The sequence below is a fragment of the Lentisphaerota bacterium genome, from assembly GCA_016873675.1.
Classification (GTDB): domain Bacteria; phylum Verrucomicrobiota; class Kiritimatiellia; order RFP12; family JAAYNR01; genus VGWG01.
In genome coordinates, this window is record VGWG01000078.1 from 1 (window position 1) to 14,070 (window position 14,070).

11 protein-coding genes are annotated in these 14,070 nt (G+C 63.2%); 2 read left to right on the forward strand and 9 right to left on the reverse strand.

The features are described 5' to 3' along the window. The first annotated feature begins 74 nt into the window (after positions 1-74). Positions 75-1,880, forward strand: coding sequence for a single-stranded-DNA-specific exonuclease RecJ (recJ, locus tag FJ222_09505; GenBank protein ID MBM4164658.1), 1,806 nt, complete (start codon positions 75-77; stop codon positions 1,878-1,880). Here recJ and genX read toward each other — a convergent pair. Both genX and FJ222_09515 read right to left on the reverse strand, forming a co-directional pair. Next, positions 1,877-2,827 carry an EF-P lysine aminoacylase GenX gene (gene genX / locus FJ222_09510; protein MBM4164659.1) on the reverse strand — a complete coding sequence of 317 codons (951 nt, stop codon included), beginning with the start codon at positions 2,825-2,827 and terminating at the stop codon, positions 1,877-1,879. The two genes, recJ and genX, sit on opposite strands and share 4 nt — an antisense overlap. Before the next feature lie 89 nt (positions 2,828-2,916). Continuing rightward, a complete protein-coding gene (locus FJ222_09515) occupies positions 2,917-3,777 on the reverse strand; it encodes a CPBP family intramembrane metalloprotease (protein MBM4164660.1) in 861 nt (286 codons plus the stop codon). A 637-nt stretch (positions 3,778-4,414) separates the two neighbouring features. On the opposite strand from FJ222_09515, the gene guaB reads away from it, so the two are divergent. After that, positions 4,415-5,902, forward strand: coding sequence for an IMP dehydrogenase (gene guaB / locus FJ222_09520; protein ID MBM4164661.1), 1,488 nt, complete (start codon positions 4,415-4,417; stop codon positions 5,900-5,902). Between the two features lie 260 nt (positions 5,903-6,162). Here the strand turns inward: guaB and FJ222_09525 are convergent, their stop codons facing one another. From FJ222_09525 to FJ222_09555, 7 genes are all read right to left on the reverse strand, one after another. Beyond that, on the reverse strand, positions 6,163-6,597 hold the full coding sequence (locus FJ222_09525; protein MBM4164662.1) for a GxxExxY protein: 435 nt from the start codon (positions 6,595-6,597) through the stop codon (positions 6,163-6,165). Between the two features lie 222 nt (positions 6,598-6,819). Then, positions 6,820-9,399, reverse strand: a complete 2,580-nt coding sequence (locus FJ222_09530; GenBank protein ID MBM4164663.1) for a hypothetical protein — start codon at positions 9,397-9,399, stop codon at positions 6,820-6,822. 4 nt (positions 9,400-9,403) lie between these two features. After that, positions 9,404-9,961, reverse strand: coding sequence for a hypothetical protein (locus FJ222_09535; protein ID MBM4164664.1), 558 nt, complete (start codon positions 9,959-9,961; stop codon positions 9,404-9,406). Then, positions 9,958-11,388: a hypothetical protein gene (locus tag FJ222_09540; GenBank protein ID MBM4164665.1), complete on the reverse strand. Its 1,431-nt coding sequence runs from the start codon at positions 11,386-11,388 to the stop codon at positions 9,958-9,960. Before FJ222_09540 ends, FJ222_09535 begins: the two co-directional genes overlap by 4 nt. A 22-nt stretch (positions 11,389-11,410) precedes the next feature. After that, positions 11,411-12,529: a general secretion pathway protein GspK gene (locus FJ222_09545; GenBank protein MBM4164666.1), complete on the reverse strand. Its 1,119-nt coding sequence runs from the start codon at positions 12,527-12,529 to the stop codon at positions 11,411-11,413. Positions 12,530-12,531: 2 nt separating this feature from the next. Continuing rightward, entirely contained in the window at positions 12,532-13,368 is an 837-nt protein-coding gene (locus tag FJ222_09550) for a prepilin-type N-terminal cleavage/methylation domain-containing protein (protein ID MBM4164667.1), read from the reverse strand. After that, positions 13,271-13,843: a prepilin-type N-terminal cleavage/methylation domain-containing protein gene (locus tag FJ222_09555; protein MBM4164668.1), complete on the reverse strand. Its 573-nt coding sequence runs from the start codon at positions 13,841-13,843 to the stop codon at positions 13,271-13,273. Before FJ222_09555 ends, FJ222_09550 begins: the two co-directional genes overlap by 98 nt. Between the last annotated feature and the right edge of the window lie 227 nt (positions 13,844-14,070).

The window sequence follows — 14,070 nt, forward strand, 5'->3', positions numbered from 1 at the left end:
ACCCGCTTCGCCACTCTTTCAGCCTCCAGAGCGGCGACAAGAGCCAAAAATGAGCAAAAAATGAAAGAATTTAGATGCGTTTGCCCTATTGTGTCTGGCGCTCACGGCGGTTTCCCTGTATCATAACCGGCATGTTGCCCCTGTATGACTGGACGACCCCTGCGGACGACCCGGCCGCCGCCGCGGCTTTGGCCGACGCGTTTGACATTCCGGTTGCCGCCGCCCGCGTGCTCGCCGCGCGCGGCTGGGCCGACCCCGTTGCGGCCGAACGATTCCTCAACCCGCGCCTGGCCGACCTGAGCGACCCGCTGGCGTTGCCCGGCATGGCCGAGGCCGTGACGCGACTGTGGCGGGCGGTCGATGCCGGCGAATCGGTCGTCGTGTTTGGCGACTTTGACGCCGATGGCGTTGCGGCAACGGCCATCCTGACCTCGGCGTTAAACGCATTCGGGTGCCGCGTGACGCCATTCATTCCCGACCGGTTGAGCGAAGGTTACGGGCTGTCGTCCGCAGCCCTGGTCCGCCTCGCCGCACAGCATCCCGACGCCCGGCTGGTGGTGACGGTTGACTGCGGCATCACGTCGGCCGCCGCGGTGCGCGCGCTGAGCGCCGACGGCCGCGAGGTGATCGTCACGGACCACCATGTGCCTGACGCCACGAATCCCCTCCCCTGCGGGGGCGTCGTCATCAACCCCCATCTCCCGGGAACGCCTGCGGGCTGCGAGGCGCTCTGCGGCGCCGGGATCGCCTTCAAGCTCGCCTGTGCGTTGTGGAAAACCGGCAAGGCCGCCGGTCGTCCCGGAACGGAGGCGTGGGATCCGCGCGCCTGGTTCGATGCCGTGGCCGTGGCGACCGTGGCCGATGTGGTGCCGCTCCGCGGCGAGAATCGCCTGCTGGTGCGGCACGGGCTCAAACGGCTTCACGAAAAGCCTTCGACCGGTCTCCACGCGCTCTTGCGCAAGGCGCTCGCCACAGCCGAAGCGCCGACCAGCCACCACCTGGGGTTCCTTCTGGGGCCGCGTATCAACGCTGCCGGGCGGATGCGCGATGCCTGGCCCGCCTTCGAGCTGCTCTGCACGCGCGACACCGATCAGGCGCGCGAGCTGGCCGCGACGCTCGACCAGCTCAACAGCGAGCGGCGCCATGCGGAGGAGTCCATCATCGCCGAGGCGCTGGCGCAGCTCGCCGCCCTCCCCGCCCCGAGGGCTCCGGGCGCGATCGTCGCGGGCGGCGCCGACTGGCATCCCGGCGCGGTCGGCATCGTCGCGGCCCGGCTCAGCGAGCGCGCGGGTGTTCCCGCAGCCGTGGTCTGCCTCCGCCCCGACGGCGGCGGACGCGGCTCGCTCCGAGCGGGCAAGGATTATGACGCGCTCGCCGCGTTGAGGCAGTGCCAGGATCTGCTTGACGGGTTCGGCGGCCACCGCCTCGCCGCCGGGTTCGAGATCAAGCCCGGCTGTTTCGACACCTTTCGCGCCGCCTTCGTCACCGCCTGCGCCGCACAGCGCCCCGAAAGCTCGGGGCGGCAAACGCTGGTCCTTGATGGCTGGCTCGATCCGAACGAGTTGACGATCGATCTGTGGCAGGCGCTGGCGCGCATGGAGCCGTTCGGCGAAGGGAATGCCCGCCCGCGCTGGGCGATGCGGCATGTGGCGCTTGCCGAGCGGCGCGCGATCGGCGCCGACGGCACGCACGTGATGTTCCGGTTCGATTGCGGCGGAAGACCGTTTCGAGGCGTGTGGTTCAAGGCGGGGCATTTGCTGGATGCCATCCCTGCGACGGGCGATCAATGCTTCGACGTGGCGTTCGAATGCCAGCTGAACCGATACAGGGGCACCGAGAGCGTCGAAATGCTGATCGTCGATCTGCGTCCCTCGGTTTAGCGCAACGGGCAGAACGAACGAACGTCTTCGATGGCCGTTGCGCCGCAGAGGAGCATCACCAGCCGATCCACGCCGAGCGCGATACCTCCTGACGGCGGCAGACCCGTCTCGAGCGCCCCGAGGAAAGGTTCATCGAGCGGATACACCTCCTGGCCACGCGCCCGTCGCTCCTCTGAGCAGGCGAGGAAGCGGGCGCGCTGGGCTTTCGGGTCGGTGAGTTCGCCGAAGGCATTGGCGATTTCGAGGCCGCCGATGTAGAGCTCCCACCGCTCGGCGACGGCGGGATCGCCGGGCTTGAGCCTGGCCAGCGCGGCCGCCGCGGCGGGGTAATCGGTGAGCACGACTGGGCGGTCGCGCGGCAGCGCCGGTTCGACACGGTTGACCAGGTCGAGATCAAAGCGGTCGGCGTCATAGTCGGCCACAGGATTCCAGCCGGCCCAGGCGAGAAACGCCTCCCGCACGGTCAGGACGTGCCAGGGCGCGGCGAGATCAACCGCCGCGCCGGCGGCCGTCAGCGTCGTGCGATGGAGCGTTTCCTGCGCGACGTGCCGGACCAGCGCCTCGGCATCCGCCAGGATCTCACGACACCCGGCGTGCGCGCGGTACCATTCGAGCAGGGTGAATTCGGGGGTGTGGCGAACCCCGCGCTCGCCCGCGCGAAAGCAGGGGCCGATCTGGAAGATACGCGCACACCCGGCGGCGAGCAGCCGCTTCATGTGCAACTCGGGGGAGGTCCGCAGCCAATGCCCAGGTCCTGAGGGCGGCGCGTCAATGTGCAGCTCAAGCGCAGGCGCAGGGATGCGCACGGGCGTCTCGACCTCGATAAAATCCCGTTCCGTGAAGAACGTGCGCATCGCCGCCAGCGCGCGGCTGCGAACCGCCAGATTTTCGAGCGGCGCAACGCCGGTGTCGGCGGCGGCGACAGGGGATTTCAAACGATCATCCATAGCAACGTGTTCTATTATTCTGACTCCTGAATTCTGTATTCTGACTTCTCTCTTGCAAACACCCCGAAGGGGTTTTGCAAGAGTCTCACTCACTCCACTGCTGCAAAGAAGAAGACGATGCTGGTCGCGTTGAAAATCATGTGCATGAGGATCGGCGTGACGAGCGAGCCGGTCACGGCATAGCCAAGCGCGAAACACGCACCCGCCACGCCGAGCGGCAGAAATGTCGGAAGGTGCGCGTGGATGGCCCCGAAGAAGAGCGCCTGCAGGACCAGCGCGCGGGCGAACGACCCCGAATGGGCGAGCAGCGCGGGAAAGAGCACGCCGCGGAACAAGACCTCCTCCGCAACCGGCGCGGCGATGACCGCCAGGCCGATCACCGCCACCCGCAGGGCGATTCCGTTGCCGGGCGCGGTCAGCAACGCGAAGACATCCTGCGGGGCATCCCCCAAGCCGATCCACCCGCACAGTTCAAACGAGAGCACCGACACCACCAGCACGGGAGCGACCATTGCGGCGCCCAGCGTCACCCCGTGGATCAGCGGACGCTGCGCCGGGATCCAGTTCAGGAAGACATCCCGCAACCGGCAGCCCCGGAAACGGGCGCACGACACCGCCGCGGCACCCCAGACCGCATACAGCATGACCGCCGGCAGCAGCACAGCCACGAGGGTCGGCGACGGCGCCGAACGCGCGGGATCGGCCACGGGAGCAAACCCCGCAGACCACGCGGCCGGCAGCGCCACGATCAGCACGCAGCACACGGACAGCGCGATCTCCAGCATGCCGAAAGGCCGGGCCAGACGCGGCGCCCAGACGCGCACCCCGCCTGTGAACGGGCGCCACACCCGCGTCAGCAAAAACAGATTGCCCGTGCATGCCGCGACCAGCGCCAGCACCGCCGCGCCGGTCGTCAGGAGTTCTGTAGAATTTTCGGGTCTCTCCACCATGACGACACTGTACCAAAACAAGGGAGGCGATTGCAAAACCTCCTTCGTCGGTTCTGCAAGCGCCGTATTCAGAAGCCAGAATTCAGTATTCAGAATTGGAACCCTCTCACGGGCAAAGTGTTCTCATATTCTGACTCCTGACTTCTCTCTTGCAAACACCCCGAAGGGGTTTTGCAAGAGCCTCATTTTTCTAAACGGTGTGGAAATCGTTCCTTCTCGATCCTTTAAGGGGATGGAGGGCTCGTCATTGGGAAATTGCGGTGTGACGGGAGAAGGACTGGGTGACTGGGTGACCTGGTGACGCCCGGATGGGCTACATCTCCGGCGTCACCCAGTCACCAGGTCAATAGCCATGTTCAACTACCCAGCCAAAATCAGCGAGATCATCGGCGTGGGCCGGTTTCGACCAGCGTCGTCTCGTCCCACGGTGGCGCCGACGCATCACGGGTTTCATGAGTTGATCTGCGTGCTGCATGGGCACTTCCATGTGGCGGCAGGCGTCCGCGCGCAGAGGCCACAAGGGACGTCCAACACGTCAGATGGCAAAAACCGTTCTTGCCTTTTTCTGCCGCAACGTGTATATCCTTTGCTGAAAAGGGGTGCGTCATGCGCCTGACAGGAGAGTGTAGCCGTGCATATCAACCCACACGTATCCGCTTTTCTCACGAACTACCCGTATGAGGGGCTGACCTTCGACGACGTCACGCTGGTCACCCAGTATGCCGACTTCCTCCCGGACGAGGCCTCCATCGCCACCCGCCTCACCACCCGCATCGCGCTCAACATCCCCTTCGTCAGCGCCGCCATGGACACCGTCACCGAGGCCCAGATGGCGATCAGCATGGCGATGCTCGGCGGCATCGGCGTGATCCATAAGAACCTCCCGCCAAACGTGCAGGCCGAGCAGGTGCGCAAGGTTAAGCAGTATCTCAACGGTCTGATCCCCCACCCCGTCGTGTTTCATGCCGAAGACACCCTCGACCACATTCAAGAGGCACGGCGATCGAAGAACCTCAGTTTCAGCGGCTTTCCCATTACCGACAAAGAGGACCGCCTCGTCGGCATCATCACCTCCACCGATCAGCGCTTCGCCAAGGGCGGCGATGCGCGCGTGAAGGATCTCATGACCACGCAGATCGTGACCGCCCCGCCCGACACGACGCTCGAAGACGCCTATCGGATCATGATGGCCAACAAGATCGGCAAACTGCCGCTGCTTGACGCCGCCGGAAAACTCGTCGGGCTCTACAGCTTCACCGATGTGAAGGAGGTGATTGAAAACCGCCAACCGCTCTACAATCGGGACAGCCACTACCGTCTGCGCGTCGCCGCCGCAATTGGTGCGAACGACCATGTTCGCGCCGATTTGCTTGCCGAACAGCATGTCGACGTGTTCGTGGTTGACAGCGCCCACGGCCATTCCAAGGGCATCCTCGACATGATCCGCTGGCTGGTTCAGCACTACCCCGACATTGACGTGATCGGGGGCAATGTGGCGACTGCCGAGGGCGCTCTGGCGATTCGAGACGCCGGCGCGCACGCCGTCAAGATCGGCATTGGCCCCGGGTCGATCTGCACCACCCGCGTCGTCTGCGGCGTCGGCATCCCCCAGATCACGGCCGTCTACGAGTCCGCATCCGCGCTTGAGGGATCCATTCCCGTCATCGCCGACGGCGGCATCCGCCACTCGGGCGACGTCCCCAAGGCACTCGTGGCGGGCGCCGACTGCGTGATGCTCGGCTCGCTCCTCGCGGGCACCGACGAAAGTCCCGGAGAAAAAATCATTCACGAAGGCCGGCAATACGTCATCTATCGCGGCATGGGGAGTCTCGCCGCGATGAAGGAGGGGAAGGGCAGCCGCCAGCGTTACGGGCAGGACAACATCAAGGAAGAGGAACTCGTGCCGCAGGGGATCGAGGGGATCGTGCCGCATCTGGGAAGCGTCAAGAAGGTGATGACGCAGTTTTGCGGCGGGCTCCGCTCAGCGCTGGGTTACTGCGGCGCCCGCACCCTGCCGGAGCTCCAGCGCACGGGCAAGATGTACCGGGTCTCGACCGCCGGGGTCCGCGAAGCCCACCCCCACGACGTGAAGATCATCAAGGAAGCGCCGAACTACCGCTCGTGAGCGGGAACTTCCTGACCACGAACGGGGCGACCGCTGAGTGCATTGGCTGCTCAGTTTTTCATGTGTCGTATTTGCCGCAAAAGAACGCATAGACCACAAAGATGGGTCTGTGTTGCTTTGCGATCCTTGCGCTCCTTCGCGGCAATTACCCTGCGGAAATTGACGTGGCGATTGATGCTGGGGTTGCCTCTGTCGTATTTGGCCGCAAAAGAACGCATAGACCGCAAAAATGCGTCGGCGTGGCTTTGCGATCCTTCGCCTCAATTCCCCTGTGAGTTGGCCGAAAGAGAAGGGTCAGCGTTGTGTGGCGGTTCGATTCTCTTTGCTGTCAGTGCGTATTTCTTGATGGCGAACTTGTAGGAGCCGAAGTTGATCAACAGACCATGCTCAAGGCGGGTGGATTTCAGATAGCCAAGCAGTTGCGCCACATGCTCGTCGGCAAGCGTCTTGGCGGCTTTGATCTCGACAATCAGGCAGTCGTTGATTAGAAGATCGGCGTAGTAGTCGCCGATGGGGGTTCCATCATCGTCAAGTACCTGTAGGGGATACTGCTGCCTCACGTCCAAGCCCGCCTTGCGCAACCGATGGGTCAGAGCATTCTCGTAGACCTTCTCCAAGTGACCGTGACCGTGGTAGACATGAATGGCGTAGGCCGTCTCACGAACCCTATCGCACAAATCATTGATCGTTCTCATCTTTGCGTCCCCTGAGTTCTTTCGCGGCTAGCCCAACACGGAATAGCCGCAAGAGAGCGCAGAGAGCGCAGACTGGGCCTTTGCGTCCTCTGCGTTCTTTCGCGGCTAGTCCAACACGAAATGGCCGCAAGAGAACGCAGAGAACGCAGAGTTGGTCTTTGCGCGCCTTGCGTTCTTTCGCGGCTAGTCCAACAATTGGTATCGGTCGAGGGGAGGGTGAGCCTACTTCGCCGGCGCGAGCAGAGGCTCGATCGGGAATGCCTCGATGGCCACCGCCGTCTCCGAGACCGGGGCGGCGGAGCCGGGCTCAACCCGAGCCGCATCGTCCGGGGCTGCGGTGGCCGGAGCCCCCTGCGTCGCCTTACCGGCCTTCTTCTTCTCTTCCTTCTCGCGCAACTTCTGCAGCGCCGCTTCGGAGCGCCTGATTTCCTCCTCGCGGGCGACCCGCGCCCGTTCACGGCGCAGCACATCCTCTACCGGCTCGGGCTCGGCCAGCGGGCTTTTCGACCAGCCCTGGGTCCAGAGGCCGTCAGCCGAGCGTCCCAGCGATTCACGCCGGCGGCGGGCCTCTTCAGAGGCTGCGGACTGACTGGCAAAAACGTGAGGCGTCATGAAAACCAGCAATTCGGATCGCTTCTCGTTGTTATATTGCTTTCCAAAAATCCAGCCCAGATAGGGAATCTCGCTCAGGAAGGGAATGCCCGACTTGCCGGTGTCGATGCTCTTCTTGACCAAACCGCCCAGAATGACCGTTTCGCCGCTATCCACGATCACATCGGCATTGATCTCGCGGGTCGTGGTCGTGGCATATTTGGCGGTCACCGTTCCAATCGTGACCGGTTGGGCGGCACCCTTGTCCTGGAAGGTCTGCTTGACGGTCATCATGACATTGCCCTTGGCATTGATCCGCGGCGTCACGGTGACGGTGATGCCGATCTCCTTCTGCACGTAATCCTCTTCATACGTCGTGGTGTTGTTGATGGTGATCGGTTTCTTGCCGTTGAACAGATAGACGAGCTCCGTCGCCTTGATGGTCGCTTCCTTGTTGTCCATGGTCTGAATAACGGGCGAGGCCAGCACCTTGGACCGGATGTCCGATGACGATGCCTTAATCACGAGATCCAGATCCAGCTTGTTGATCTTGGTGTAATAGGCAATTCCGCTTTGCAGGAGGTTCGTCGCCACGCTGCTGATCAGATTATAGGCCGGCGTCTCGCCGGCGCCGCCCACCAGCCAGCCCTGGGCCCCCGCATTGCCATTGACGTGTTTCACCCAGTCGATCCCCGCCTCAATGTCGTCGCCCAGGGACACTTCCAGCACCACCGTTTCGATCAGCACTTGTGAAAGCTGGATGTCCATGCTGGCAATCAGGGTCTTGATGACATCCAGATCCGCCTTGCTGGCCTTGATGATGATGCCGTTGATCCGCTTATCGGGGAGCACCTTGATGTTGTCTTTGTTGAGCTCGCCAACCGTGGATGTGCCCGTCTCGCCAGAGGCAGGCTCGGTTCGCGCCAGCCGGGTCTGTCTGACGGCCTCGGGAAGGGTCAGGGTTCTGGTGTCGCCGGCGGGCGCGCCGGAAGTCTTGGGCGCGTCGTCCTTCTGCGCTTCGTTGCCGATCAGGTCGTTGACCATCTTGGCGATCTCCTCGGCATCGGCGTGCTCGAGGCGCATGACCTCGACCGTGAAGTTCGGCGCGGTCTTGACATCGAGGATAACGATCAGATCGTCAAAGAACTTCATGTTCTCCTCACTGGTGATGATGATGAGCTGGTTGGAGCGCTCATCGGCGACGATGTTGACACGGCCCCGAATCATGCCGCGTTCGGCATCGGAAATCGTGGCTTCTATCACCTCGTTGGGCATGGCGGGAACTTCGGGCACGGGCGTGGTTGTCACCCGTCTGCTGACACCGGGCGGCAGGATCGGCGCCGGGCGGCGGACCTCGATGCCGGGCGAGCCGGTGGTCTTCGTCTGAAGCGATTCCTTGCCCTGCATCTGCTTCTGCGATTCGGTAACAAAGTCATTGAGCTTTTTCTGAATTTCGAGCGCCTTGGCCCATTCGATTTTCCGATAAAAGACCTTGTCACGGATGGGCAGCTCGATGTCGATGAAGGCGATGATCTCCAACATGCGGTTGACGTTCTCGGCGGAATCCAGGATCAGGATGCTTTGGAGGTCTTTGAACAGCGTGATCTGCCCGTCGTCACGCTTGAACCCTTCGATCGCCTTGAACGCATCGTCCACCGAGACGTACTTGAGGCGAACCATCTGGCTGACGAACTGACCCTTGGCGATGTGACCGCCTTCGGGCACCTCCCCAAAGCCGGTCTCGAAGCCGCGCTTCATCACCGTCTGGGAGTTCTCAACCCGCAAGAAAATCTCGTCGATCGGGATCAGCACGATCTTGTTCATATTCAGGAGGCGTTCAATCGCCTCGAGATAGTGCGCCTCCGTCAGCTTGGCCTGCGGATTGCTGTTCAGCGGAGGGGGGGTCGCCTTGAGGTTGACATCCGGGGCCACGAGGAGCGTCTGCCCTGTCACGTCAACATAGGTCTTCAGGTAGATCTCGATGGGCGTGCCTTCGGCGAACTTCAGCGCTGGCATCGCTTTCCCGCCGCTGGCACCCCGATCCGCCGTGTTGGTGGCGGCGGCCGGACGGGGATTGACGCGGGGGGCAATCACGCGACCCGACATCGGCGACACCGGCGTCATCGGCGGGACCGCATCCTGTGCCCGAACTGCGAGCGACAGGCCGATCACGCAGAGGATACCGGTTTGCAGGCTTCTGAGAATGTTCATGGTCTTACTCCTGAGCGGATTCGGGTGGCCGTGCTGATTCGCGCATGTAGGCGCAATACAGGGTGAATTGGCCCCGCAACAGGGCCGGGTTTTGCGGATGGATAGCGACGGTCATGTTACGCACATCGAGCATGACCCCCTCATTTTGCACATCGTGCAAAAACCGAACGAGCGCATCGAGCGAGCCGTTGAAATCCGAGCATTTGATTGGAAACTCATAGACATCACCCACCAGCGTTTCTTTTTCGGGGCTGGCGTTGATCAGCGTCAGCCCGTTGCGCTTGGCGGCGGTATTCATGAGGCCCATCCAATGCGTGTCCACCTGCTTGTCGGCGGAAAAGACTTGCATGAGGTCCTTCAGCCGCGCAAAGCGGGCCTCGATGGCTGGGCGCTGGGTGATCAACATCCTCCGGAATCGCAGTTCCGTCTGGCGGCTCCGCAATTGGGTCTGCGCGGCACGCCAGGCTTTGATCTGCCCATCATAGGCGAAAATGAGGACGGCAAACAGCAGCGCTGCGACGGTTCCGCCAGCCAGCAGACGTTCACGGGGTGAGAGCATCATTCGCGCACCTCCGCTTTCTTGAGCGTGGCATTGATCTCAAACCGGTGCCTGCCTGGCCTGCCCGGATCCCGGATCAAGGATACGCCCCCGACCGTGCAAATTCCGAAAGGTCCGGTATTTTCAATCGCATCCTTGAACTGATAGGCCAGATCCTGGTCCGACGTTTCGCCAGCGAGTTTCACGCTGCCCCGGCGCGCGTACACCAGCATCGTCAGGTCAACACCCTCCGGCATCCGATCCGCAACCGTACGCATCACCTCCAATACCGAATCGGAGCGGTCGGTGTAGGATTCAATCAGATCCGCGCGCGACCGGGTGTTCTGGACCGTCTGGAAGGCGGATTCATTGGCGGCCAGCGCCCGTTCAATGTCCGCCACCCGCTTCCGCATCAGCAGCGGCGCGCCGAACAGTCCGCCAGCCAGGAGAAGCCAGATCACGGCCAGTGTGATCGCCCCCCGCAGAAAACGCTTGTTTGAATCCGAAGCCGCGTTCCGCGCGCGCCAGAGACCCGGCAGCAGATTGAGACCCAGAGGCGACGCCTCGGCATCGCGAACCGCCAATCCGTGGAGATCGGCGTCGGGTTGCGGCGGAGGGATGTGCCGGACCGGAACGTCCACCGCCTGCCGGATCGCGTCGGCCAGGGAGGCATCGAGCGGTTCCCTGTTAAAGAAAACAACCTCTCCCACGGGCACCGCACCGGACTCGACCTCGGCATTCAGGAGTGACAAGGTGATCTCGATGGCCAGTGCCTGCGGGTCGGCCAACGCGCCGAGGCCGCGAACAAAAACCGGACGCGTGCCGTCGGCAATCAGCAGATCCCACTCGTCCGCCACGCAGGTCAGGAAGACCCGCCGCATCGGAACGGGATCATCGGCGATGGCGGCGCACGCGGCCCGCCACCATCCCAGCAGCAGCGCATCAACCCGTTCGACACGCAAGCCGGCGCCCTTCACCCACGGATCCAACTGCTCGACCATGGCGTGGGGCAGCACGGCGGCAAAAACGATCAGGTCGTCCTCCGTCTCGGCGACCACCTCGCCCGAAACGGTCAAGTGGTCGCCGGAGAACGGCGCGTATTTGGCCATCTGCAGGGCGACGACGCTCTCGAGGTCACCGCGCGTGGCGGCCGGCAGCCGGAGCATCTTCACCAGCAGACGCGAGGCGGGAAGCCCCAGCGTCACTGCACCGCCCGCAGCCGCGACGGCTTGATCAAAGGCGATGCGGCCGGGATCCGGAACCGCCGCTGCGTCAGCCCCGTCCGTCGCGGCGGCAGCGGCCGCGTCGGCGGGCGGCGGCGGCTGCTGCGGCGCGGCATACGTTCGCCGCAGGGCTGCGGACCAGACGCCGGCCGAGCCGCTCCTGACCAGTCGCAGCACGCGGCATGCGCCCCGCTCGACCGTCAATACCGTGATTTCATTCTTCGCCATGTCAGATCCGCAACCTTATTCCCTACGGCTCCTCCCGCCAGTGCAGGATGCTCAACCGCGATCCGTCAAAATAAACGATCGCCCGGATGCTCCGGGTGACCGGGCCGAACACGCCAACCGATGTGACCCTGAAAAAGGCCGACCGGGTGGTCACACGCGCCTGGATGGCCCCGTCCAGCCCCGGCACCCGGCTCATCAAATCGCCGACACTCTTAAAAGAACTGTTGTTGGCACCCACAATCCCGGCCGTCCGCTCCTCGATGATCGCATTGGCCACGAGCGCATCGACGCCCGGCAACGTCATCAGCACGCGCCTGTCCGCCGCGTTGACGTTCACCAAGCCGTCGCCGTACGTGGTCAGCATGTCCTGTATCCCGGAGACCGAGATCTGCTGCTCCTTGGGCGCCTCCGGGTTTAACACGCCGCCCGATAATACAGCTTCACTGAAGCCCTTTACAAGCAGAAGTTCACGAACGGTGTCAACCGGGCCATTGCGGGCCTGGTAGGGTTTCGGTAATGTGCCGTAATAATCGCCGGTTTCCGCGCCGTCAGAGCGGGGCAGGCTGTCGGGGTCAATCCAGTCGTTGAAGGCGTCAATCAGCTCGGGCCAGTACTCCTGGGGCATGTCGCCGACCTTCAGGATTCCCTCCCAGTCTTCGTCCGTGAGCTTATTGACATTGCGCTTGCCCGGCTCGGGGGTGATCGTCAGCCGGATCGCTCCCCCGCCGAGCGGCGCGGTGACCGTTGCGGAACTGCCGCGGCTGAGGAGGAGGGCGGCCGGATACCACGTGTCGGAGGCCGTCACATCCTCGGTCTCATCGCCGCTTACCGACCGCTGGCGGTCCAGCAGCATCTCCGCCACGGAGATGCCCGAGAAGGCCAGATACTCCGCCCGGCGCCGGTTTCGGGCATAGGCCGTGAGCTTGGTCTCGAGAAAGATGTCGAAGGTAAACGTCAGCACCAGAAGCGCCAGCAGCGCAATGGTCCAGAGCGCGATCAGGAGGGCCGATCCCCGGCGATGGCGGACGTTGCCCCAGGAGGCTCTTGCAAAACTCCTCGTGGCATGGGCGTCCCGCCCATGAATCACGGGCAAGATGCCCGTGCCACTTTGACTGACCAGGCGTTTTGCAAGAGCCTTCATGCTCAACGCGGCCTCCTGCGCGACGGTTGCGACGATTCCTGCCGCCGCGGATTCCACGACAGCTCGGCCAGCGGAATGGAGACCACCCGCCGCACCGGAACAGGATCGGATTCGGGGGTCGGGCCGTCCAGATAGAGCGTGACCTCGACCGCACGGGGCAACCGGTTGGTCTGATCGGCGGTCTCCCACGTGTCGAGCCACTTCAGCTCGCCGGTGAGGTCATCCTCCTCCTGGGCGGGATCGAGCATGCGGAAGTTCATGCCGCGCACATGCGGCGACAGGACCACAAACGGAACCTGGGCGGGGTCAAAATCGTCGGACTGCAAATCGACCCGCCAGGCGCGCACGGAAAACCCGCCGTCGGAGGGCTCGGAGTCGGCGGCCGTGTTGTCCTGAACGGCGATTTCAACCCGGTGCGGGATGTCGGCATAATCGGCATCAGCGCCGACCAGAGCCGATCCGAGTTTGACCCAGGTGAGGACGTCCCGCGCTGAGTCATCCTGGCCATTGTCTTCGAGCCTCATCCCATAGTTCCCCTCCACCTTACCGGTGTCGGGATAGTACGCGGAGCGCAGCCCCATCGCCACCTGCTCCAGAATGTAGTCGGCGTGGGTGATGCCGTTGATGTAGCCGGTGCCGGCGATCCAGCTTCGAACCGCCGCGTTAAAGCAATAGAACGACACGAGCGTGATCACGGAGAGCACGGATACGGCCAGGATCATCTCCAGCAGCGTGAACGCGTTATTTCTTTTTCGCCCAGACATACCGTACAAACTCTTCCGTGTGCGTGTTCCAACTGACCCGGGTGCGAACGACATACAGGCCGTCGTCGGCGACATTCGGCGGGGGGTCTTGCCGCTCGTCCACGACGCGCTCGAAGATGAAGCCACGCGTCCTCAACGCATCCGACAGCTCGCTGTCCAGCGTGTCGGGCGAGACCGTCACGTCTTTCTGAACATCGTCCTTGGGCCGCAAGGGGTACTTCAGTTCGCCGATGGAGAGCACCCACTGGGCGTCCTCGAAATCCTTGGAGGCGGACAGCAACCGGAATCCGCCGCTCATCTGAGCCATCAGCGCGCTGAGTCCGAGGCCGAGGATGGCCGCGGCCAGCAGCACCTCGATCAGCGTCATCCCTAAACGCACGTCACCTGCGGCCGGAGGCCGGGTGAGCCCCTTGCACAACCCTGTTTTGCAAGCGGAGTGTTCAGGTGTCAGGTTTCGGGTGTCAGGAAAAACCACACGATGTTGCGTCTTCCTGAAACCTGAACACTGAAACCTGAAACCCAACGCCCAACGCCAAAGGGAGGATATCATGGCTTGCCCCCTTCCGTTTCCACACGCGCCAGGCCCAGGATGTCAACCGTCACCACCGCCTCGACACCGGTCTTGTCGGTGAGCGAATAGCGATGCGGCCTGCAGGTTCCGTTGCTGCGGAAGCGGACCTCGCTGCCGGTTTCGGAAGCCCCCGCCTCCGCGTCGCGAACCCGCAATTCAGAAAGCGTGTCGGTATAGCCGAGAAACACGACCGTCACGTTTTCCAG

Coding starts and splice junctions, on each gene's coding strand:
- recJ (MBM4164658.1), top strand. CDS start 75: ATGCGTTTGCCCTATTGTGTCTGGCGCTCACGGCGGTTTCCCTGTATC.
- genX (MBM4164659.1), bottom strand. CDS start 2,827: ATGGATGATCGTTTGAAATCCCCTGTCGCCGCCGCCGACACCGGCGTT.
- FJ222_09515 (MBM4164660.1), bottom strand. CDS start 3,777: ATGGTGGAGAGACCCGAAAATTCTACAGAACTCCTGACGACCGGCGCG.
- FJ222_09525 (MBM4164662.1), bottom strand. CDS start 6,597: ATGAGAACGATCAATGATTTGTGCGATAGGGTTCGTGAGACGGCCTAC.
- FJ222_09530 (MBM4164663.1), bottom strand. CDS start 9,399: ATGAACATTCTCAGAAGCCTGCAAACCGGTATCCTCTGCGTGATCGGC.
- FJ222_09535 (MBM4164664.1), bottom strand. CDS start 9,961: ATGATGCTCTCACCCCGTGAACGTCTGCTGGCTGGCGGAACCGTCGCA.
- FJ222_09540 (MBM4164665.1), bottom strand. CDS start 11,388: ATGGCGAAGAATGAAATCACGGTATTGACGGTCGAGCGGGGCGCATGC.
- FJ222_09545 (MBM4164666.1), bottom strand. CDS start 12,529: ATGAAGGCTCTTGCAAAACGCCTGGTCAGTCAAAGTGGCACGGGCATC.
- FJ222_09550 (MBM4164667.1), bottom strand. CDS start 13,368: ATGTCGCCGACGACGGCCTGTATGTCGTTCGCACCCGGGTCAGTTGGA.
- FJ222_09555 (MBM4164668.1), bottom strand. CDS start 13,843: ATGATATCCTCCCTTTGGCGTTGGGCGTTGGGTTTCAGGTTTCAGTGT.